Here is a 20,267-nt window from a genome sequence, read left to right as displayed (position 1 = left end):
GTCAGTCTCCTGCTGGTGAAAGGCTGTAGTCGCCGGCGGCACCAAGCCCCGTCACGAGAGCGAGTTCTGCGAGGCGACGATCGGCGCCGCGCCCCGCAAGCACGGCGACGAGGTTGATGGTCTCGGCGATCAGGGCACGCGGAACCGTGATGACCGCTTCCTGGATCAGCTGCTCAAGACGCCGCAGAGCGCCGAGCGCACTGCCTGAATGAATGGTGCCAATGCCGCCGGGGTGACCGGTGCTCCACGCCTTGAGAAGGTCGAGAGCTTCGGCCCCGCGGACCTCGCCGATCGGGATGCGGTCAGGACGGAGGCGCAGCGAGGAGCGGACGAGATCCGACAGCGTGGCTACGCCGTCCTTGGTCCGCAGCGCTACAAGATTGGGCGCCTTGCACTGAAGTTCGCGCGTGTCTTCGATCAGAACGACCCGATCGGAGCTCTTTGCCACCTCGGCCAGGAGCGCATTCGTCAACGTTGTCTTGCCGGTCGATGTCCCACCGGCGACAAGGATATTCTTACGAGCGGCGACCGCACCCTTCAGGATTGTGGCCTGCTTCGAGGACATGATCTCTCTGGCGACGTAGTCGTCGAGCGTAAAGACGGCGACAGCGGGCTTGCGGATCGCGAACGCCGGAGCTGCCACGACGGGAGGCAAGAGACCTTCGAAGCGCTCCCCGGTTCCGGGCAATTCGGCCGAGACCCGAGGCGCGCCGGCATGCACCTCGGCGCCGACGTGATGCGCCACCAGGCGAACAATGCGCTCGCCATCTGCTGCGGACAAAGTTTCGCCTGTATCGATCAAGCCGCTCGACAACCGATCGATCCACAACCGGCCATCCGGGTTCAGCATCACCTCGATGATCGTTTCATCCTCGAGGTAGCTGGCAATCGCCGCGCCAAGCGCGCTACGCAGCATTCGCGCACCGCGCGAATTCGCTTCCGATTGGATGGAATGGATTGCCACCGACGTCCCCACCGAATGAGGACCTCCACAGCGGGCCCTCAGGTGGGGATGATTAGAAAAGGCATCAATGGGCTTGGCGCAACGAGCGCTTTCGGTGATCGTAGACTGGCGAAGAAAAAGAAAGACCGAGAACCGATGTTTGAGGCTTACTCAATCGCATCGGGTCGCTTGCGAGTTGCTGCTCACCACTCGGCCTCATCATACGCGCTCATAGTATGACCGTGGCGCCGGCGCTATTCATTCAATCACTGCAACGTTCCGCCTGCGGTGTGATCGGCCAAAGCGTTATACGCGAGTGCGTATATTAATATTATATACGCGATATCGTATATTTCTTTATATACGCATCCACGTATATTGACATTTTATACGCGTTCCCGTATCAAGCTCCAATGGATACGATCGCTCGCACCCCGCAGCAGCTTGGCGCCGCCATTAAGCGGCACCGCCGGCAAAAAAAACTCACCCAGCGCGGCCTAGGCGAAGAGATGCACGCGCGCCAAGCGACTGTCTCGAAGCTGGAGGCCGGCGAACCAGCGACGCAACTGCGCATCCTCATGGATGCGCTGGCCGCGCTCGACCTGGAACTGGTCCTCCGACCACGCACGAAGGTGTCGGCCAAAGCCATCGAGGATCTGTTCTGATGGGACGCCGTCCTATCCGAGCGCCTCTCAACGTCTACCTGAACGCTCGTCTGGTCGGGCGGCTGCGGCGGGAGAGCAGCGGCGCCATCGATTTCCAATACGACGAAGCCTGGCTGGGATGGGAGAACGCCATCCCGGTCTCGGTATCGATGCCTCTACGCGAAGACCGCTATATCGGTGACCCCATCATTGCAGTCTTCGATAACCTGCTTCCCGATAACGACGACATCCGCCGGCGTGTCGCCGAACGCGCGCATGCCGGCGGAGCCGATGCTTACAGCCTGCTTTCCGCGATCGGCCGCGACTGTGTCGGCGCCCTGCAATTCCTTCCGGATGGAACGGCACCCGGAGCGGCGGGCGCGATTGACGCTCGCGTCGCGAGCGACCAGGACATCGCGGCGATCCTTGCCAATCTCGCCAACAATCCGCTCGGCATCGGTCCCGATCAGGAGTTTCGTATCTCTCTGGCTGGAGCCCAGGAAAAAACCGCCCTTCTCTACTGGAAGGACAAGTGGCATGTGCCGCACGGCACGACCGCCACCACGCACATCATCAAACCGCAGATCGGCAGGTTACCGAGCGGCGTCGACCTGACCCACAGCGTTGAAAACGAGCATCTCTGCCTGAAGCTCGTCGCCGCGCTCGACTTGCCCGTCGCCAAGTCGCGCATCGTTGATTTCGCGGGGAGGCGCGTGCTCGCCGTTGAGCGCTTCGACCGCACATGGGCGCACGACGGACGGCTTCTGCGCCTGCCACAGGAAGATTGCTGTCAGGCGCTTTCCGTCCCGCCCGGGCGCAAATACGAATCGGACGGCGGCCCGGGCATCCGAAATATCTCTGATCTCCTCAAAGGCAGCGATACACCGGCGACCGACCAGGCGACCTTCTTCAAGGCACAAATCGTTTTCTGGCTTCTGGCGGCTACTGACGGCCACGCCAAGAATTTCAGCATCCACCTCTCGCCCGGCGGACGATTCGTCCTCGCGCCGCTGTACGACATCATCTCAACGCAACCGAGCCTCGATGCCAAGCAGATCACGCAAAACCAGATGAAGCTCGCCATGGCGGTCGGCAATAGTCGCCACTACGTAGTACACACGATTCTCGGCCGACATTTCGTGCAAACCGCAAAGACTTGCGGCCTGCCCGACAGCGTGGCTCGCGGTATCATCGAAGAGCTCGCGGATACGGCTGGCACGAAGATCGACGCAACGATTGCGAAGCTGCCGAAGGACTTCCCGCAGGCGATGGCAGAATCTATCGCGACCGGCGCGAAGCGACGCCTCGGCAGCCTCGTCACGACGGAGAGTGGCGCTTAGGTCGCACGGGTCACCACTCCACCTCGCCGTCCGATTGCTCGCAGAAAATGCTTGCTTCGACCACATCGAAAGCGCTGACCGGCATGGTGGAAGGGACTGAATTCATCCAGCAAGCAAAGGATTGGATCCAAGGTAGCCCGAACCAAACCAACGCCGCGATCTGCAGCGCTACGTTGAGACTGAACGCGACTTGATAAGCCAAGATCGACCTATGGCCATCGTTCGTGGACCATTGCTCCAGGATCAGTCCCGTCGCATATTGTGCCAGAAATGCCCAACCAAAGTGCAAGACGTTCAAGGCGCCATTGGCACGGCCGGCAAGCTCCGACGGAAAGTAATCAGCTATCACGGCAAAGCTGACCACAGTTGCCGTTCCGATGATTGCGACAACCGACCAGGGCAAGATGGACGGCAGAGGTACTCGCAGGATCAAGGCTAGCTCGGCTGCGATAAATAGCACGGCCACCATCGCGAATATCGTCTCAGCCGTGAGGCCTGTTCGTTTGACATGATGGATCGTCATACCGAACAACCAGGCACCGCCGCTGAGTACGATCGACATGATCAACAGCTGTCTGACGAGGCCTGCGCGATCGAGGCCCTCCACGTCTGCAAGCCACGGTGATGCCCACAATCCCTGCAGCGACCAAGCTGAACCAACGCAAGTCGCCGACAACGGGGCTATCCGCCAGAAGCGCCTGTCGCTGAAAACCGATCCCAGGGTGGCGGAGACTGGTGCTTTCGATGGGATAACGCGTTGTTCTGGAACTACGACATAGATGAGGATCGCTGTGGCACCGGTCGTAGCCGCCAGGACCTCAAAGAGCTGCCGCCAGCCCATCCAAGCGAGCAAGTGTTCGACGGGAACTGTGGCGGTCACCGCTCCTAGTGATCCCAGCATGATCATGTAGCCGTTCAGCAAGGCGACTCGTTCCCTGGGGAACCAAAGGATGATGGACTTGAGTCCTGCCGTCAGCGCCCCCGCCACGCCAAGCCCGATCATCGCACGCGCGATCAAAAACGACAGGAAGCTGGTCGATACGGCGAACAGTCCGGCGCCCAGTGCTGCGAACCAGAGCAGCGCGCTCTGGACCCGACGCGGACCAAAGCGGTCCAACAATATACCGACCGGGATCTGAGCGGCCGCGAAGACCAGGAAATAGACTGACGTAAGTAGTCCGAGGTTGGCTGACCCAAGCCCGGCATCCGAGCTGAGATGACTCACGATCAAGGCGTTGATCGTCCGAAATAGATACGAAAGATAGTAGCCAGCAGCAAACGGTAGAAATACGCGCACGGTGAGACCCCACGTCCTTGTAACTCGCATGCCGGCCTTCTTGCTCATCAACTCATTCGAGCCGATAGCGCGTTCAGCTTTTTATAGGCTCGGCTAAATTGCTGCGGTCGTAGGCTGGCGTAGAAAAAGAAGAGTTTGCGCGATGGCGCATTGAGAGCGATCAGTCAGGTCCGCCGGCGGGCTCCTGACGGACGATATCTTCCGGTATCTCACGCAGAAAGCTCTGCCCCTTTTGCAAACGACGCCCGAGCGCCTCGACAAATCCTTCAAACCGCTCTCGGCCTTTTGCCTGTGCAGCCGCCTGCGCGTCGTTCGGTAGCGGTGGCGTAACCGTCAGCCAGAAACGGACGAAGAGAGCCAGGGTCTCGGCTGTCAAACCAACGTCACGCTCCAGTCTCTGCATCTGACGCGACAGCCGATCCAGGCGACGGGTAAACGCCGCCTCCCGCCTGTCCGATCCATCCGGCGACAGAAACGAAGCAACGGCCGCTTCGACGATCGCGGACCGAGAAATCTTCTTGCGATCGGCCAAATCCGAGATCTGTTTCAGAAGCTCTGGCGGGAAATACACGTTCATCCGGTCGCGCATTGTGTCTCAGAGCTCCATGCCGTCATTCGGGTCCATAGCGGCTTGACGGGCGACGCCGCGCATTTGCTGACGGAGAAGCCGGGACTGGCGGACCGCGTCCTCGTCGTCGTCAAGAACGACGGCAAATTCCTCGGCTGGCGTCGGTTCGGCCGTCTCCTTGGCGATCGCGACGTGATCGGGGAGTTCGGGCTCGCGACGAAGGCCGCTATTCGCCGAATCTTCCTCCGCTCGCCCCCTTTCGGTTGGAAGCGACGCCGGCTTGGGCGCTCCCAATGCAGACCATCCGTCCGTTCGCGGTGACCGGCCGGATGCGGCTGGATCGGGCGGCGGCAAGACCCGCTCGGTAAACCGCCGATCTTCATAGTAGCGAGCCTTCCGAGCTCGAATCGGCGGCGTACCCGCCACCATGACGATTTCGTCCATCGGCGGAAGCTGCATGACTTCGCCAGGGGTGAGCAGCGGTCTCGCCGTCTCCTGCCGCGAGACCATCAGATGCCCGAGCCACGGGTTCAACCTGTGCCCGGCATAATTTTTCATCGCGCGCATCTCCGTCGCCGTACCAAGCGCATCGGATACTCGCCTCGCGGTCCGCTCGTCATTGGTCGCAAAGCTGACCCGGACGTGGCAGTTGTCGAGGATGGCGTTGTTGGGCCCATAGGCCTTCTCGATCTGATTGAGCGACTGCGCGATCAGGAAACTCTTGATCCCGTACCCCGCCATGAAAGCGAGCGCGGACTCGAAGAAATCAAGCCGCCCCAGTGCTGGGAACTCGTCCAGCATCATCAGGACACGATGCCGCCGTTCACGGCCGTGCAAGTCCTCGGTCAGGCGCCGGCCGATCTGGTTCAGCACCAGGCGGATCAGCGGCTTGGTCCGCGAGATGTCGGAGGGTGGCACCACCAGGTAAAGCGTCGTCGGCCGGCTATCAGCGATCAGATCTGCAATCCGCCACTCGCAACGTCGGGTCACCTGGGCCACGACAGGATCCCGGTAGAGCCCGAGGAACGACATGGCAGTGGACAAGACGCCGGAGCGTTCATTCTCGGATTTGTTGAGTAGTTCACGTGCGGTCGAGGCGACCACGGGATGGGGGCCATGCTCGCCGAGGTGTGGCGTGGTCATCATCGCCTTCAGCGTCGCTTCGATCGGCCGCTTCGGGTCCGACAGGAAGGCGGCCACGCCAGCCAAGGTCTTGTCCGCCTCGGCATAGAGGACATGGAGAATGGCGCCGACCAGGAGCGAATGACTGGTCTTCTCCCAATGGTTCCGCTTGTCGAGCGAGCCTTCGGGGTCGACCAGGACATCGGCCACGTTCTGAACGTCGCGAACCTCCCACTCCCCACGACGGACCTCGAGAAGCGGATTATAGGCTGACGACTTTGGATTCGTCGGATCGAACAGCAGGACGCGGCCATGCCGCGCGCGAAAGCCGGCGGTCAGTTGCCAGTTCTCGCCCTTGATGTCATGAACGATGGCCGAGCCGGGCCAGGCCAGCAGCGAGGGAACGACCAGGCCGACACCTTTGCCCGACCGGGTGGGCGCAAAGCACAATACGTGCTCGGGTCCGTCATGGCGGAGGTAGTCGCGGCCAAGCTTACCGAGCACCACGCCATCTGGACCGAGGAGCCCTGCCGCTCGAACCTCTCCCGCATCAGCCCAGCGCGCCGAGCCATAGGTCTCGACATTCTTGGCTTCGCGCGCCCGCCAGACCGACATGCCAATCGCCACGGCGATCGAAATGAATGTCCCCGACGCCGCGATGAAGGCGCCCTCAACAAAGACGTGCGGCGCATAGGCGTCGTAGACAAACCACCACCAAAAGAAGACAGGCGGGTAGTAGACTTTGAAGGCCGCCAGTTCGAACCAGGGACGTCCCAATTCGGGCTGCCAGGCGAGCCGCCAAGCCGTCCACTCGGTCGCGCCCCAGATGGCCAGCAAGACGATCAGGCCGACAACGATCACCTGTCCCCAGAGGATCTTGGTTCCAGACATCGCGAAAGTCCTTTGCGCAACTGCATTGGAGAGAATGCTAGAGGCCGAGGTCGCGCTTCCGACCAAAGCCCCATTCGATGCCACCGTCGTCCTTCACGACGCCGGTGACGTGCTGGCCGAGCCTCTTCTCGAGCTCGCGCGACCAAGGCACGAGCTGGAAGCCGAGCCCATTATCAATCATGGCGAAGCGCCCCGAGGAGAGCGTCAGGCGCTGCCGATAGGTGCCCGCCACATGCTCCCCGTAGGCCGCCTTTACGTAAGGCAGGCCGGTGTCGGTCGAGACTTTTGCCGCCACCTCGTCCAGTTCACGTCGGCGCAACGTGTCCAGAAGGTCGCGCTGCAAGATGATGTGTTGGCCCTTCCGGCGCGCCAGACCTTCCTGAACCAGATGCTTGGTACGGGCTTCCACGGCGTCGCGGGTCTCGCGGCCGAATCCGCCCATGGCGAGCGGCATGGGGTCGCGTTCGACCAGCCTGTGGTCAAGCCAGGTTGCTCCTCTTGCGGTGATCTGCCCACTGAGATCGAGATCGGAGCGGGTCGCGAGCACAAAGGTGGGGCGCGGTTCGCCGGTTTGGCCGAAGCGCCGGACTTCGACAATGCCGCCGATCGGCGGCGCCTGTTCGAAGGCCTCGATCTCTCGGAAGCGGACGTGGTGCGCGCGTCCGTCAGTTCCATCGATCAGCGCGTAAGCCTCACCCGTCAACTCATCGTGCAATCCCCGATCGACCAGCCGTCCGATGATCTGGGACGAAGGCTGTCCACCTTCGATGACAAAGTCCGCAACGCCGCGCGCTTCTCCACGCTCGGTAAAGGCGCGGTGCATGGTCTTGATGATGTCGCCGCGCATGCCGAGGTCGCGCAAGCTGCGCTCGGCCTCGAGGCCGACCATCCATTCGCCTGGTGCGGCGGATACGGCAAGGCGCATCTTCTCCAGATGTTGAAGGCGGCCGACCATCAGGCGCCGGACCTTGGGATCAGACTTGCCGGGATTCTCTGGCCGAAGATCGACATACCCGGTCTCATCGGCCGCCAGCCGGATCTCCCGATCGAGCCGCGTCCATCGTTCAGCCGAAACCTCCCTCTCCAGTGAATTGCGGATCTCGTGCTCGGGTTTTGGGCCCAGTTCGATGGCGACCAGTTCCTCGGCGCGCGAGCGCAGGCCCTGGCTGATATAGTCGCGGGAGATCACGAGATCTGCCCCTTGCTCATCTACTCCCCGCACGAGAAGATGGACGTGAGGGTTATCCGTGTTCCAGTGATCGACGGCCACCCAATCGAGCCGCGTACCGAGATCGGTCTCCATCTGCTTCGCGAGATCGCGGGTGAAGGCCTTCAGGTCGGTCATGTCGCCGGCATCCTCTGGTGAGACGATGAACCTGAAATGATGCCGGTCGTCCTTGCACCGGTCAGCAAAGGCTGCGCTATTGGCGCGGTCGCTGCCCCCATCGAACATCTCGGCCCGCTCACCACTTCGAGTCACGCCGTCGCGCTTGAGATACGAAAGATGGACGGTCAGTGGCGCTGAACGGAAGGCTCGGCCCTTGTGCCGGACAACACGCGCCTTCGCCACAACGCGTCGTGCCGGGCTGAACAATCTGGCGCGGCTAAAGGCGAGGCGCCCGCTGCCAAACGTGGAGCGCCCATAGGCCACAGAACGCCTGCCAGCCGCGGCCTGTCCTGAGGTGTGACCGGCTTTCGTCGCGGCACGTAGCACCTGGTTGATAAAGCTCTTGGGCTTCGGCGAGCGGGTACTCCGGATACGCCCAGGCCGAATACGTAAATCGCTGTCGCCCACGCTCATGGCAGGGCCTCCCAACGAACAAAAGCGCACACAGTGCCGAAAACGCCTTTGATTGCATTCGCCAAAATCCAACGCGCGGCACGTGCTCCGACCGACCGGCACGCCAGGACCCAAGCCATGTCAATGGCTTGCGGTTCGACCGGCGAGCCCCTTTTATCTCGCCTTCCTAATCGGGCGGGCAGAGTCAACTCATTCCTACGCTTTTCTTCGACTCTTCGAACTTCAGTCATTACCGACTCCCTGCACCAACAACGCGCAACTTCACCGCAGCCGCGTACGCCACTTGCATTCACCAGGCGGGGTCCGTGCGTTCCTTCGCGTTTAGCACTTCGGCCGTCGCATGCTCTTCATCAGGTTCGTAAACAGGGATGTCCAAGCAGTCCGGCGCTCTCGTCCCCGAAGGGCGGCAGCAGGCAAGCGATAGCGGACATTTCCCGTTTCGCGGCCCGCCAGGGGACGCTCACCGCGCGCGCGGATCTGTAGTTACGTTCCTCCTCAACATGCCGGGCGCAGACCCAGCGCCAATCTATCGTCACCTGCACCGCGGCTACTGCGCCGGTTTCAACCGCAGCCGCTGCGTGATCTTTGCGCCAAACCCGACGTGGAAGTCGGTCTCGCTGACCCACATCCGGTGCAGAATGCTTGCGAGCTTGCGCGCCACCGCGGTGATCGCGCACAACATGCTGGACCGTTTGGCGATCCGCGGGCCCCACGCTCGCAGGGCCGACCATTTTCTGACCCGCAGCAGCAGGCTTGCGGCTGCCTCGCAAAGCGCCTCTCGGACGGCAACGTCGCCCTGTTTGCTGATGCGCCCTTCAAAGTCGATCGACGTGCCGGACTGGTGCCGCCTCGGCGTTAGACCAAAATGGGCGCCGACCGTTCGTGATCGCGCAATGTGATGGGGGTCGTCGACGCCGACTTTGAACGACAGAGCCGCGACGGGACCGACGCCGGGAACCGTCATCAAACGCCGGCAGACGGGGTCATGCTGGACCACTTGCAACAGCACACGATGCCCTCGAGGATGACGCGACGCATGTCCAGCATGGCCTCGATGGTCATCACAAAGATCGGATCGCTGTGCTCGATCAGCTCGCGGACGCGTGCTTCGTAGGCCCCTCGAGCGACGGCTCCGACGAGCAATCCATAGGCCCGCAGCGCACCACGAATGTAGTTTTCGAGATCGATCAGTTTGCGCTTCAACAGCTTCCGGCTGGTGAACAAGGTGCGCATCTTCTGCATGTCGATGTTCTTGACATGAACGGCGCGGTACCAACCCAGTCGCATCGTCTGCGCGATACCCCGCGCGTCGTTCCGGTCGGTCTTGTTCCGCATTGTCGACAATGAAACGCGCATGCGGCGCGCTTCAACAACAATGATTGGAAGCCGGGCCGGCTGAAGTTCACGATACAGCCAGATACCAAGGGATGACGCCTCGACGCCCACTCGCTCGAGGCGATCCGCGTAGCCCTCTCCTGCGGAGCGGATCGCCGCTGGCTCGGTGCTCACCTTGAGCTCATGGACGGTGAGACCCTCGCCATCGACGATGCAAAGACTAGTTTCTTCAAGACCGACATCCGACCCAACGTATAGCTTCAGCGGAGCTCTCCTGTGTGGCAACGAAGGCCTAAGTCGTTGCACCAGGCTCCGGATTCGGCCACGGCGGCTATCGTCGTGCACCGGTTTCTCGAAGCCCGATTTGAAGAGCCGTCCTGCTGTCGTGCTTGCCCACCGCTCTCCCCATTCCGCCCGTTCTTCTCCAGAGCACGCCAACGCATGCGAGCTTGCGCGTTCCATCACTGCGCGCCTCCCGCACCAGATCTCGCAACAAACAACCCTGTTGCTTGTGGCACAATGGCCGAGACGTCGTGAATGGAGGCAGCCGTCGGAGCCCGTTTCGGTGGACGCCTGGCAGCGCTCATTGGGCTTTCAGGCCGCACAACGAAGAGTTCTCCAGCGGATGACCGCAGACGAGCGACTGCGCTGGAAGTAGTAAGGTCGCTGCCGATGACTGGCGCGAGCTTCCGCAAATAGGCTTCGGTCTCTACTGGCAATGGGCGGCCGGCGAGACGCTCATCGTAACGAGCAGGCCCCGCGTTGTAGGCTGCAAATAAGCCCGGCGCACCGTAACGGTCGCGCAGTTCGCGCAGGTACGCCGTACCTGCAAGTATGTTGTCATGGGGATCGTAAGGATCGTTGCCGAGGTCGTACCGCAGACGTAGCTCCGCCCAGGTTTCTGGCATGATCTGCATCAACCCCATGGCGCCCTTGGGTGATTTGGCGCGCATGTCTCCGGCGCTCTCGACGTCTATGACTGCCAGTATCCAGCGCACCGGCATGCCAAAGCGACGCGAGGCCGCTTCAACGAAATCCGCAAATGAATTGCCAGTTCGATAACTCGCTGTGAGCTCTGCCGGCCGCGTCTCGGCGACAGCAGCAGCGTTACTCACAGTCAGTGCCACGAACAGGGGCACGGCAGCGCACAGGCTCCTCTCGAAAAAATGCAAGAGTGCCGGCGTGCTCGCGCCCGTCCAGGGTAAAGCCGCTTCGCGCCGGCCTTTCGGCCGCGCTGGACCGCCGCTGCGCGCGTCGGCTTTGCAAGCTTTAGTCGGGACGGAGGAATGGTCCTGCACTTGGTCGAACAGAGGAATGGCAGAACGGAAACGTAGAACACGCACGATCACTCCTCCCACGTCCACACCGGGAGGGCACGGCCGATCACGCCCGACGCCGGAAGAAATCCAAAATATCGGCCGTCAAGGGAGTCATCCGACTGCCAATTCATGAGAAAGAGCTCGCCCTCCCCGACGACTCGGCAGCCCTGCCATTTCGGCAGCGGCCGGCCGCGTCCGTCACGATCCCGGGCCTCGCCGACTTCAATTTCATTCACGGAAATAGTGAGACCGCTTCTGCAGACCGTCTGCCCCGGCAGCGCCAAGACCCGCTTGAGCATGGGGACGCCGACCGGCAGATAGCCGTTCAGGTCTAGAAAGGTCGCAAGTGGTTCCGGCGGCTGAATGGCGACCAGCTCAGTGACACGAAAGAGTTTTGCCGCTCGTAAGCGATAGAGACCGATAGGTACGCTCGTCGATGCATTCCAGATGTAGAGCGGAAGCGGCTCCAGAAAGATTGTCGTGACAAGGGCGGCAGCAACCACGAACGTCGTTATCAGCATGATGAAACGGCACGTCATCGCATCACCTTTTGACGATTAAGCCACGCCTGATGGCGCGCTTTCGTATACGGACGCGGATTTTCGTTCACGGACAGACGGTTATGAACGTGATGCCAATGATCAGGAGCGACATCGGCGGGATCGATGCCGAGCGCTTCGACCGCATCGACCATCTGCAGCACCCGTTCGACCTTCGACCAACCGGAGAGCCGCAGCAAAATCTCTCCGCCCGGCTTCACATACGGCACGGTCGAGCAGCGCTGTCCTGGTGCGACCGCGCGCAAGACGTCAATCCGCGAGATGATCGTGCCAAAGTCGCTGGAGGTCCAACGGACGAAGGCAAAGATGCTGCCAGGCGCGAATGACAGTACACGCCGGTGACCATCAAGCTTCCGTTCCTTGACGATGCGACCGAACCGAATGCGGTTTTCGATACGCATCTCAAGCCACAAGATTTCTACTTCGGTGAGGTCACTCATGCCGCGGCTCCTTGATGCTGGAGCTGAGAGCCGTAAGCTTTGCGCTCGGCGAAGTACGTATGCGGCAGGCGAAGGCAAGCACGACTTCCAGCCCGCGCTCGCCAATGCACGAAGATCGGGTCCCTGATGGCACGAAGGTTGCGCTCCTCGATAGCACGAACTGATTCACAGGTTGTCCTCTGAATTGGAGTGAGTCCGCGCCGACGAAGGCGTGCCGTTAAGGGAGCAACGAGCGTGGGCACGAAGTTCAGCCGCTCTGTTCCGCTCGGATCGCGCGTGAGCACGAGCCGATAGCCGGGCAATGTCTGACGCTGGACGATCTGCCGTATGTCGGAACTAAAATGCTCGAGCGGGGAGAGGATGCCGGACTTGGTATGGAAGGGTACAAGGTCGAAACTCCAGCCGCCGTGCTGACGTTCACCCTGCTTGCGCGCGAGGCGGTAGAGCCACCGTTCAAGCCCGCCCGTAAGTTCGAAATAGCCGCGGTCAATCGTGAGCACGAGCGCGTCATCGATAACGCCGGCATAGAACCAATCAAGCAGGATCAGCTCGAGCCCAAATGGACGGCCATTTGCATCGGCCGTCTCCTTCCACTCGTTAAGCCAGAAGAAGCGATGCCGCCGGCGCTCTGTCGGCTGACGTATCGAGGTCAGCACGGTCGTTGACTGAAGTCTGTCGAGACGGGCCTTGAGGCGATCAAAATCTCGCGCGCTCGTATCGCGGCCGACAAATGTCAGAATTTCATAAGGCGTTGCAGCCATCAGGCGCGAGGTCTTCAAGCCGTTGTCACGGGCTTCGACGATCTGGGATGCGGCCCAGATCAGAACGTCGGCATTCCAGATGGTCGCCATGCCGTGTTCCGGCACCGCTTCGACCCGAATTGCGATCGCGCCGACACGGAAGTCGATCGGAATAATTCGCTTCGTTTTTGCAAGCGAGAAGAACGGATAAGCCATCAGATCCTGCGCATCGCGTGGCGCGAGATCGCCGGGTAGCGCCCTAAAGAGCTCCAGCTGATCGCGCTCGGAATGTTGTTTGCGCCGCATGGTCACTGCTCTCGCCCGCGATCAGCGACGTTCCTGGCCCGCATATGGGCGCAGTACCGGATGCTTCTTTGCCGGCAGCACGGTCCCCTTCCCGGGGTCAGACGTCGACGTTTTGGCGCCGAGGTCAGCCCAGGCTTTCAGGTCGTCTACGGCGTAGACGACACGTCCGCCGATCTTCCGATACGTCGGCCCGGTGCCGTACGTGCGGTGCTTCTCCAGGGTGCGACCGGAGAGGCCAAGGTAACGCGCAGCCTCCGGTGTTCGCAGGAATCGCGGTAGACCGGCCGTCGAATCGGGCATTTGAGAACTCCAGGATGACAGCGCACCGCGGATGGCGGCGCCGGCGTGTGTGGGGTCATCATGGAGAAGCGCGATCTCGGAGGGGGATGCCGAATATTGGGGGGTCCATTTTCGGCCACCCATGAAGGCGCTACTCGACCCTGCGCCTCGGCCGAAGCAGCTTGCGATAGCCTCCGCGCACAAATGCGAGGCCGCTTTGTACAAGGCGACGGGTTCGGCTGCGCAGATCGTGTGTTTTCCAGCCACGATCGGATATGCGCGGCTTGCCAAACAGAGCTTCTGCGATGCTGCGATAAGTAGCGCCAGCGAGATACGCGGCGGCCGCGCGAAGGGCTGCGCACAGTCGTTCGCGCCGCTGTTTGGGCACGCGATGAAGCGGAGGCCCTGGCGCGCGTCCATTCATCGCGCGCCACAGCCGCGTGGCGGCATGCGCGCGCGCCTCGAAATCGCCGTCAAATGGCAACTCGGCCGCATAGCGAGCGCCTGCGGTCAGCGGCTGTTTCGACCAGATGCGATGCTTCACCGAACCGATTTGCAGCACGGCATGCCAGCCGTCAGCGGCACGGCGCACCTGACCAGATGCAAGATCAAGCGGCGGCTGAGGCGTTGGGCTTTGACCAGGCGTTGAATCGGTTACAACGACCGGGACGACGGTCGGGAGAACCTCGGGCGCCCAAAAGATTGTCTGCTCGTGGAACGACCTCTGCGGGTCATGCGCGAAAGCAGAGGCCCCACCTCCTCCTGAATTCCTCGCTCACCTCGCCGTCTGAGCTGCTAGCGACGATCGCATCGTAGTCACGTTGGTAGTCCACGTTCATACGAAGGCCTACCCAGGCGATTTCAGTGATCTCAGCGTTCTCTAGACTCTTAAACGAATCCGGCGATCGCCAGTCGAATTCAGGCATTGCTTCCGCCCCATTGCACTTAACGAACAAGGATTGCGGCGCAATAATTATGAACGAGGCGGTTGTAGGAAGCCCCTAGTTTGGCACCACGTGGTGCATGAGAATGACCACCGGTTAGCGGGAGAAAATCGTTCTTGCTGCACGTCTGTAGTCGGCAATTCTCTTCTATTTTGAGCCAGTACCGCGTAAGAGGCGTCCCTGCTCAGTCACCCACTTGGCGCGCGCAAGATGGCTCTGATATGCGGCCCGCGCGCGGTCCGGCTCTCGCTCTGGATCCATGTGCAAGACGACTTGAGCCACTTCGCGCCAGTTCGCCCCCTCGCCCTCCGCCTGCAGAAGGCGAATGTACGTGACGACATGCTGTTCGTCATAGGCTGTCAGCGCCGGCTCGTTCGGCGCGACATCCGCGACGTCGGGATCCAGCGACGGCTTCGACATCAGAGGCTACTATGTGCGCGGGATTGAAAATAAAATTGCGAGGCGAAAGCCTTGCCGGCTCGAACAGTTCCGTTCTGTAGCATATGGCATGCCACGAGCTCGGGCGAGCGTTCAAGAAGCCGCGTTCCCCACATAATCAGCAATCGAGGCTCCGTCCGTGACCTTCAACACCCAGCTCCGCGTATTATAACACGTAGCGCCAAAATACGCGATTGCTTCCTATCCTGCGGATGGATATCCGCAAGGTTTTCGGAGCGAACGCGCGTCGATTTCGACTAGCCCTTGGCTTGAGCCAAGAGGCGGTGGCGGAACGCATGGGCGTCGATCGAGCCTTCGTGAGTAGCATGGAGCGAGGGTTGCAGAACGCTACATTGCTAACGATCTGGCAGATTGCCCAAGCTCTAGGGGTCCGGCCTGCAGATCTGCTTGAGGAGAAGGTGTCCAAAGTTCGATCATGAACTTCCGCGAGCCGGGCCGGTAGCCAGGGAGCGCCCGACACGGACACGCGTCACTGCCCCCGATCCGGCTTGCTGGATCGGCGGCCGTGCGTGAGGCCTCGAACAGGCGCCCACACCCCGCCCGGCGGACCGGACGGGGCTTGGCGGAGCGTCTACTCGCCGCTCTTGCGGGGCCGCGACCAGAGCAAGGTGTAGCCCTCGCCGCCTTCATCATCGAACAGGTTGGCGTAGATCGGCGCGTTGAACGATGGATCATCGAGCTTGAGCGAGAGGTAATCGCGGCCCTCTTCGGAGCGCTTCGACCAAGCTGCGCCGATCTCGGCCCGGCCCACGTAGATGCGGTGGCTGGGAGCGTTGTCGTTGGATCGGTTGGTCTCGGCGACGATACGGACGCCCTTGGCTTGCAGACTCAGGGTGACGATCTCGCCCTGGAAGTCGTTGCCGACCTTCTTGAAAGAACCGATGTTAGCCATGTGTCACTTCTCCTGTTGTGTTTCGAGCCCGCGACCACCGCGACCTCGATGGCGATCTAGAGGCCGAGGACGATCGGCGACGCACCCGCTCGCGGGCCGGAGCGCAGCGGAGGACGCCGTTGTTGCGACTTTCTTGCCTCGCGAGGAATGGGCGTAAGCCCAGGGGAAGAAAGTCGCATCAACGGCGTTGCGGCTCAGACGATCGAGGCGCAGCCGGTCTTCGGCCAGATCAAGCCATCAAAGAGGCCACGTGCGTCCGCGTGCTGAACCGCAACCTTGGGAGAAGATTTGGCGAATCTCGATTGTGCAGAACAAGAGGTCGGTACGGTTCGCCGCACAAAGAGAAACAATCTGCCGCAAAGGGCGGTATCGTCTCGGAACGAATGATCGAGCGCGGCGCGCCGCTCCACGCAACTATGTGGATCAGACAGAGATTGCTACGGCTTGCTTAGAGCGCTCTGACGAGAAGTGCGGTTACCTCTCGCTCAAGCTCGACGCCCTCGTTCAACGTGGTGCCCTGTGCGGTCTTGCTCTGCCGATGATGGCGACGAAGCCTCATCACTCGTGCGTCGCTGCTGGAAGAACTGGGCGAGCCGTATTCTCCAGCACCCCGTCCGACTTCGACGGGCGGGTCTTCGCGAAAACAGTCAAACGCGCCGATGCCGTGCCGCTGATGCAAGCGGCGCCCAAACAAGCGAAGACGTGGCGCCGAGCCGATGACGGCACACCGATCTGCGATAGGGCGAACACCACATGATAGCCGGCGATTGCCGCAGGGACCGCGAATACGGTTGCGATGGCGACGCGCCAAGGACCGACTAAAGGCAACGGCGACCCGACCAGCGGCAAGCGTCAGCGCGCCCGAAGCAACTCCAATAAGCAGTGCGCCGAAGGCGCCCGCGCCATCGCGAAATGCCAAAGTCCCGATACTGAGTGCGACGAAAAACGGCAAAGCGTACACCGCGAGCGCAAAGATCGCCCAGCAAAACAAACCGATACTGACTGCGTTGAGAACAAGCCCAATGCCAAGCATGGTGGTGGCTCCATGTGCATGGATTTATCAATCGCGCCTTCCACCACCACCACGGCGCAGTTTTGAATGTAAAAACGAAACGAGGCGGAGTTGCGGCGTGCAACTCCACCTTGGCGCCTTCGAGGCGACGGCACTCATGCGCCGCCGAACTTCCAGACGGGAATGCCGAGCCGCTTCGCCTTGTCGGCGAGATTGTCCTGAATTCCCGTGCCCGGGAAATGCATGACGCCGATCGGCAGGAGTTCGAGCATAACATCGTTGCGCTTGAAGGGCGCTGCCTTGGCGTGCTTCGTCCAGTCGGGCTTGAAGGCGATCTGAGGTACCTTGCGGGTGGTCGCCCATTTGGAGGCGATCAGTTCGGCGCCTTTCGGGGAGCCCCCATGGAGGAGGACCATGTCGGGGTGCTTGGCGTGAACCTTGTCGAGGCGGTCCCAGATGAGGTTGTGGTCATTGAAGTCGAGCCCACCGGTGAGTGCAATTTTCGGTCCTGGTGGCAACATGACCTCGGTCTCGGAACGACGCTTGGCGGCGATGAAGTCGCGGGAGTCGATCATTGCCGCGGTGAGCGTTCGGTGATTGACCAATGATCCCGATCGTGGGCGCCAGGCTGAACCGGTGTGGACCTCAAATTGTTCGATGGCCTGGTCGCGGAAGAGCTCCAGGCAGTTGCGGCGCTCGATCAGCGTTATGCCTTCGGCCGTCAGGCGCTCGAGTTCGACCGATCGCACTTCCGAGCCATTCTGCTCGCGCTGGCTCTTATGCTGCGCCTGTTCGTTGTTATCGAGCTGCCGTTCGATGCGGTCGAGGGCACGATGGAACAGGTTGACAGTCGACCAGAGCAGATCGTCAAGGTCCGGCTCAAGCCGCGTGTCGTTCAGGGTCGCGACAAGGGCGTCAAAGATATCGACCACGGCTCCGACGATCATCTTGCCCTCGGGGAGCGGCCTTGGATCGGGCTGGTCGTCGAAGGGACGGTAGCCGAAGAGCTGTAATTCGGTGAGGACGTGGTCGGTCGAAGATGTTGCGTGCGGCGGTTCGATGTCGTCGTGGTCGGTCATGGAGGAGGTCCTTTGTCGGATCGGCCGCGCCCTTCGCGGCCTTCGTGGCGATCCTCTGACGGCGGGCGGACCGGGCCAGAACCCGACAGGGCCGAAGCGGCAGCGGAGGATGGCGGAGGCCGGCTATTTTGCTTCGCGATGCAAAGCGCGCGGCCAACTGCATGATGTGTCTCACATCGCTGGCGCGCGGCGGAAAATAGCCGGACGCAGCCATTGCCGGCCCGGGCCGCTTGCCGTCTGATCGCCCTCTAGAAGGCCGAAGTCGCGTCCGTTTCCGGTATTGGCCTCGCTTGTGACCGGCCTATCAACATTAATCGAACACCGGGAGCTATTCCGCGGCCGCCGTCGGCGAATGCAGGAAGCGAACGACATCCTCTGGCACAAGCTGAAACCGCAGCGCTGCTCGGAGGGCCTGGAGACGGAAGACTTGCAGATCTTCGTTGAAGTCGCCCATCCGGGGCGAGAGCACGATCGCTTCAATGCCGGCGTCTGCTGCGCGCTGGCTGAGAGTTGCCACCACCGCACCACCGGCGGCATCGGCATCGCGCGCAATGTAGAGCCGGCGCAGGCTAGACGCCAGCGTCATGGCGGAGAGGTGATTAGCCGAAAGCGCGGCCGCCATCGGCATAGTCGGCAGCAGGTAGCGTAGCGAAAGCATGGTCTCGATACCTTCGCCGACTGCGAGCACGTCATCCGCCAGGCCGAACCGAACGGCGTTACCGAGCAGATCGCCCATCGCGCGTCGTGGGGTATCGATCGGAGCCTTACCGAGCCGCACGCGATCAAAGCCGTCCGGATCGAGCCAGGTCCGGTGCACGCCGGTGATCCGACCATCGAGATCCGTGACGCCGGCAATCATTGCCGGCCAGGTTTCGGTCGGCAGATGGTCGTCCGGCCGATAGTAGCAGCGTGGATGGAGGCGCAGACTGCCGCCATGGTGGATGCGGGTTATGCCGCGGCCCTTCAAATAAGCCTCGGCAATGGTCCCCTCGATCGGGCTAGATATCGCAAAGAGCCGACGGGCGGCTTCCTGCGATCCGGGCGGTACGACCGAGGGAATACGTCTTGGGGCGGGTTTCTGCTCAGAGCGAGGCAGGTTCAAAAAGCGCCTCGCCTCCTCGGCGACCTCACGAAAGTCTCGTAAGGCCAGAGTTTCGCGGATGATGTCGAGGAGATCACCATGCGCGCCGGTTGCAGCATCGGTCCACTTGCCCGCCGCTCCCTTCGGCGATTCCTGGAGCCGCACAAATAGTGAGCGGCCCGGGTTGTTGTGGACGTCGCCGACCACCCAATACCGCCCCGCCCGCTTGCCATTGGAGAGATAGTGTCGGCATACCGCCTCCGCCTCGCGCGCGAGGCGGCGTGCCAGTTCGCAGGGTTGGCGGGACATCAGGCCGCCTCCTGCCAACTGGCACCTTCGGCTGGATACCGGTCGCGTACCTTCGACAGCATCTCTATGCCGCTCGCGTGCATCCGCACGAACATGCGGAGATTACAGAAGATGATCTCTCCAAAGCGCCCGTAACCTCGCAAGATCTTGCGCATCTTGGCATTGGATCCCGACACTTCGATGTGCTTTCCACGGGTCACTGCGACATCGGCCGACGCGGTTTTTTGGACAGCTTTTGGCATGCTGCTTCTCCACGACGGGCAGCCGGGAGCCTCTCTCTCGGCCTCCAACCCGTCACGGAAACGACCCTGCCCCTCTTACTCTTGTGCCCGCGGCCACCGAGCAGAGCCTTACGCCGCCTGCTGGCCCTCCCTCGGCATGTCGCCGACGGGTTCTGGGAGAAAGCCAAGCAGATAATCGGCAACCTTGCTGGCCTTGGAAGCAGCCCGGATAATGGCACGATTGTCCTCGCGCAAGACTTCAAGCCATGAGCCGATATAGTCAGCATGCCGCACCGTCGGCACGATGCCGAGCGAGGCGCAACTGAACGCAGACGAGATTTCCGCAACCAGCTCCTCAAAGGCATACTTCTTGGTACCGTAGCTGCCTGACAGGTCGCGATTGAGACGCGATGGATGGCCACTGGCATGCGCCTTATGCCGATATCGGCATAACATGCATAATGCCGCGATCCAGATTATGCCGCATCTGCTCGGCTGGGCCCGGTTGGCGGCATGATCGCGCCAATCCCATTCGGCATAATCTTCGTCGCTCCAACAACAAGGAGCACGAAGATCATGTCTCAAAATTTGCAGACCTGCATCGAGCCGCATCTTGGCTCGTTCGCAGCGAGTTTTGCGGCGGAGAATTACAGCGCCGGCACGGTCAAGACCTACCTATCGATCC

The 20,267-nt window shown here is 61.5% G+C and carries 19 protein-coding genes and 4 pseudogenes; 3 read left to right on the top strand and 20 right to left on the bottom strand.

Features of this window, described 5'->3' with window-relative positions; all coding sequences use genetic code 11:
* Position 1 precedes the first annotated feature (1 nt).
* Positions 2-916, bottom strand: coding sequence for a P-type conjugative transfer ATPase TrbB (gene trbB, locus IVB50_RS34725; protein ID WP_247299506.1), 915 nt, complete (start codon positions 914-916; stop codon positions 2-4).
* Positions 917-1,356: 440 nt separating this feature from the next.
* Here trbB and IVB50_RS34720 point away from each other — a divergent pair, with 440 nt between their 5' ends.
* Both IVB50_RS34720 and IVB50_RS34715 read left to right on the top strand, forming a co-directional pair.
* Entirely contained in the window at positions 1,357-1,608 is a 252-nt protein-coding gene (locus IVB50_RS34720) for a helix-turn-helix domain-containing protein (protein WP_018454777.1), read from the top strand.
* On the top strand, positions 1,608-2,927 hold the full coding sequence (locus IVB50_RS34715) for a type II toxin-antitoxin system HipA family toxin (RefSeq protein ID WP_247299391.1): 1,320 nt from the start codon (positions 1,608-1,610) through the stop codon (positions 2,925-2,927). The genes IVB50_RS34720 and IVB50_RS34715 overlap by 1 nt, the downstream gene beginning before the upstream one ends.
* A gap of 10 nt (positions 2,928-2,937) precedes the next feature.
* Here the strand turns inward: IVB50_RS34715 and IVB50_RS34710 are convergent, their stop codons facing one another.
* From IVB50_RS34710 to IVB50_RS34650, 13 genes and pseudogenes are all read right to left on the bottom strand, one after another.
* Complete coding sequence (locus tag IVB50_RS34710) at positions 2,938-4,272, bottom strand: MFS transporter (protein ID WP_247299389.1); 1,335 nt, start codon at positions 4,270-4,272, stop codon at positions 2,938-2,940.
* A 112-nt stretch (positions 4,273-4,384) separates the two neighbouring features.
* The gene (locus tag IVB50_RS34705) at positions 4,385-4,813 is read right to left on the bottom strand and encodes a CopG family transcriptional regulator (protein WP_247299387.1); all 429 of its coding nucleotides are present in this window, start codon (positions 4,811-4,813) and stop codon (positions 4,385-4,387) included.
* 6 nt (positions 4,814-4,819) lie between these two features.
* Entirely contained in the window at positions 4,820-6,805 is a 1,986-nt protein-coding gene (locus IVB50_RS34700) for a conjugal transfer protein TraG (RefSeq protein WP_247299385.1), read from the bottom strand.
* Between the two features lie 37 nt (positions 6,806-6,842).
* A complete protein-coding gene (locus IVB50_RS34695; RefSeq protein ID WP_247299503.1) occupies positions 6,843-8,606 on the bottom strand; it encodes a DUF3363 domain-containing protein in 1,764 nt (587 codons plus the stop codon).
* Positions 8,607-9,153: 547 nt separating this feature from the next.
* Positions 9,154-10,205, bottom strand: a pseudogene (locus tag IVB50_RS34690) (IS110 family transposase).
* A 197-nt stretch (positions 10,206-10,402) separates the two neighbouring features.
* Positions 10,403-11,080, bottom strand: coding sequence for a lytic transglycosylase domain-containing protein (locus IVB50_RS34685; RefSeq protein WP_247299383.1), 678 nt, complete (start codon positions 11,078-11,080; stop codon positions 10,403-10,405).
* Positions 11,081-11,286: 206 nt separating this feature from the next.
* Positions 11,287-11,799, bottom strand: a complete 513-nt coding sequence (locus IVB50_RS34680; protein WP_247299381.1) for a S26 family signal peptidase — start codon at positions 11,797-11,799, stop codon at positions 11,287-11,289.
* A complete protein-coding gene (locus IVB50_RS34675) occupies positions 11,796-12,260 on the bottom strand; it encodes a DUF2840 domain-containing protein (RefSeq protein WP_247299379.1) in 465 nt (154 codons plus the stop codon). Before IVB50_RS34675 ends, IVB50_RS34680 begins: the two co-directional genes overlap by 4 nt.
* A 191-nt stretch (positions 12,261-12,451) precedes the next feature.
* Positions 12,452-13,306: pseudogene (locus IVB50_RS34670) on the bottom strand (replication initiator protein A); the annotation flags it as partial.
* A gap of 21 nt (positions 13,307-13,327) precedes the next feature.
* Positions 13,328-13,606 (bottom strand): helix-turn-helix domain-containing protein, encoded by a 279-nt coding sequence (locus IVB50_RS34665; protein ID WP_247299377.1) that lies wholly within the window; start codon positions 13,604-13,606, stop codon positions 13,328-13,330.
* Positions 13,607-13,736: 130 nt separating this feature from the next.
* Complete coding sequence (locus IVB50_RS42825; protein WP_345956925.1) at positions 13,737-14,009, bottom strand: DUF2285 domain-containing protein; 273 nt, start codon at positions 14,007-14,009, stop codon at positions 13,737-13,739.
* 307 nt (positions 14,010-14,316) lie between these two features.
* Positions 14,317-14,511 (bottom strand): DUF6499 domain-containing protein, encoded by a 195-nt coding sequence (locus tag IVB50_RS34655; RefSeq protein ID WP_247299373.1) that lies wholly within the window; start codon positions 14,509-14,511, stop codon positions 14,317-14,319.
* Between the two features lie 165 nt (positions 14,512-14,676).
* Positions 14,677-14,949 (bottom strand): DUF2285 domain-containing protein, encoded by a 273-nt coding sequence (locus IVB50_RS34650; RefSeq protein ID WP_247299371.1) that lies wholly within the window; start codon positions 14,947-14,949, stop codon positions 14,677-14,679.
* Positions 14,950-15,179: 230 nt separating this feature from the next.
* On the opposite strand from IVB50_RS34650, the gene IVB50_RS34645 reads away from it, so the two are divergent.
* Positions 15,180-15,407, top strand: a complete 228-nt coding sequence (locus IVB50_RS34645) for a helix-turn-helix transcriptional regulator (RefSeq protein ID WP_007594546.1) — start codon at positions 15,180-15,182, stop codon at positions 15,405-15,407.
* 152 nt (positions 15,408-15,559) lie between these two features.
* On the opposite strand, the gene IVB50_RS34640 is transcribed toward IVB50_RS34645, so the two are convergent.
* From IVB50_RS34640 to IVB50_RS34615, 6 genes and pseudogenes are all read right to left on the bottom strand, one after another.
* Positions 15,560-15,880, bottom strand: coding sequence for a DUF736 domain-containing protein (locus IVB50_RS34640; protein ID WP_027562526.1), 321 nt, complete (start codon positions 15,878-15,880; stop codon positions 15,560-15,562).
* 558 nt (positions 15,881-16,438) lie between these two features.
* A pseudogene (locus IVB50_RS34635) lies at positions 16,439-16,913 on the bottom strand (hypothetical protein).
* A 134-nt stretch (positions 16,914-17,047) separates the two neighbouring features.
* Positions 17,048-17,971, bottom strand: coding sequence for a DUF2493 domain-containing protein (locus tag IVB50_RS34630; RefSeq protein ID WP_247299368.1), 924 nt, complete (start codon positions 17,969-17,971; stop codon positions 17,048-17,050).
* A gap of 328 nt (positions 17,972-18,299) precedes the next feature.
* Positions 18,300-19,361 (bottom strand): toprim domain-containing protein, encoded by a 1,062-nt coding sequence (locus tag IVB50_RS34625; RefSeq protein WP_247299365.1) that lies wholly within the window; start codon positions 19,359-19,361, stop codon positions 18,300-18,302.
* Positions 19,361-19,603 (bottom strand): hypothetical protein, encoded by a 243-nt coding sequence (locus IVB50_RS34620; RefSeq protein ID WP_247299363.1) that lies wholly within the window; start codon positions 19,601-19,603, stop codon positions 19,361-19,363. The genes IVB50_RS34625 and IVB50_RS34620 overlap by 1 nt, the downstream gene beginning before the upstream one ends.
* Positions 19,604-19,711: 108 nt before the next feature.
* Positions 19,712-20,014, bottom strand: a pseudogene (locus IVB50_RS34615) (zincin-like metallopeptidase domain-containing protein); the annotation flags it as partial.
* Positions 20,015-20,267 lie beyond the last annotated feature (253 nt).

The organism is Bradyrhizobium sp. 87, from assembly GCF_023073015.1.
GTDB classification, from domain to species: Bacteria; Pseudomonadota; Alphaproteobacteria; order Rhizobiales; family Xanthobacteraceae; genus Bradyrhizobium; species Bradyrhizobium canariense_D.
The sequence above is the reverse complement of the archived record's forward strand: the minus strand, read 5'-3'. Positions and strand labels throughout refer to the sequence as shown.

Coding starts and splice junctions, on each gene's coding strand:
- trbB (WP_247299506.1), bottom strand. CDS start 916: ATGCTGCGTAGCGCGCTTGGCGCGGCGATTGCCAGCTACCTCGAGGAT.
- IVB50_RS34720 (WP_018454777.1), top strand. CDS start 1,357: ATGGATACGATCGCTCGCACCCCGCAGCAGCTTGGCGCCGCCATTAAG.
- IVB50_RS34715 (WP_247299391.1), top strand. CDS start 1,608: ATGGGACGCCGTCCTATCCGAGCGCCTCTCAACGTCTACCTGAACGCT.
- IVB50_RS34710 (WP_247299389.1), bottom strand. CDS start 4,272: ATGAGCAAGAAGGCCGGCATGCGAGTTACAAGGACGTGGGGTCTCACC.
- IVB50_RS34705 (WP_247299387.1), bottom strand. CDS start 4,813: ATGCGCGACCGGATGAACGTGTATTTCCCGCCAGAGCTTCTGAAACAG.
- IVB50_RS34700 (WP_247299385.1), bottom strand. CDS start 6,805: ATGTCTGGAACCAAGATCCTCTGGGGACAGGTGATCGTTGTCGGCCTG.
- IVB50_RS34695 (WP_247299503.1), bottom strand. CDS start 8,606: ATGAGCGTGGGCGACAGCGATTTACGTATTCGGCCTGGGCGTATCCGG.
- IVB50_RS34680 (WP_247299381.1), bottom strand. CDS start 11,799: ATGACGTGCCGTTTCATCATGCTGATAACGACGTTCGTGGTTGCTGCC.
- IVB50_RS34675 (WP_247299379.1), bottom strand. CDS start 12,260: ATGAGTGACCTCACCGAAGTAGAAATCTTGTGGCTTGAGATGCGTATC.
- IVB50_RS34665 (WP_247299377.1), bottom strand. CDS start 13,606: ATGCCCGATTCGACGGCCGGTCTACCGCGATTCCTGCGAACACCGGAG.
- IVB50_RS42825 (WP_345956925.1), bottom strand. CDS start 14,009: ATGAATGGACGCGCGCCAGGGCCTCCGCTTCATCGCGTGCCCAAACAG.
- IVB50_RS34655 (WP_247299373.1), bottom strand. CDS start 14,511: ATGCCTGAATTCGACTGGCGATCGCCGGATTCGTTTAAGAGTCTAGAG.
- IVB50_RS34650 (WP_247299371.1), bottom strand. CDS start 14,949: ATGTCGAAGCCGTCGCTGGATCCCGACGTCGCGGATGTCGCGCCGAAC.
- IVB50_RS34645 (WP_007594546.1), top strand. CDS start 15,180: ATGGATATCCGCAAGGTTTTCGGAGCGAACGCGCGTCGATTTCGACTA.
- IVB50_RS34640 (WP_027562526.1), bottom strand. CDS start 15,880: ATGGCTAACATCGGTTCTTTCAAGAAGGTCGGCAACGACTTCCAGGGC.
- IVB50_RS34630 (WP_247299368.1), bottom strand. CDS start 17,971: ATGACCGACCACGACGACATCGAACCGCCGCACGCAACATCTTCGACC.
- IVB50_RS34625 (WP_247299365.1), bottom strand. CDS start 19,361: ATGTCCCGCCAACCCTGCGAACTGGCACGCCGCCTCGCGCGCGAGGCG.
- IVB50_RS34620 (WP_247299363.1), bottom strand. CDS start 19,603: ATGCCAAAAGCTGTCCAAAAAACCGCGTCGGCCGATGTCGCAGTGACC.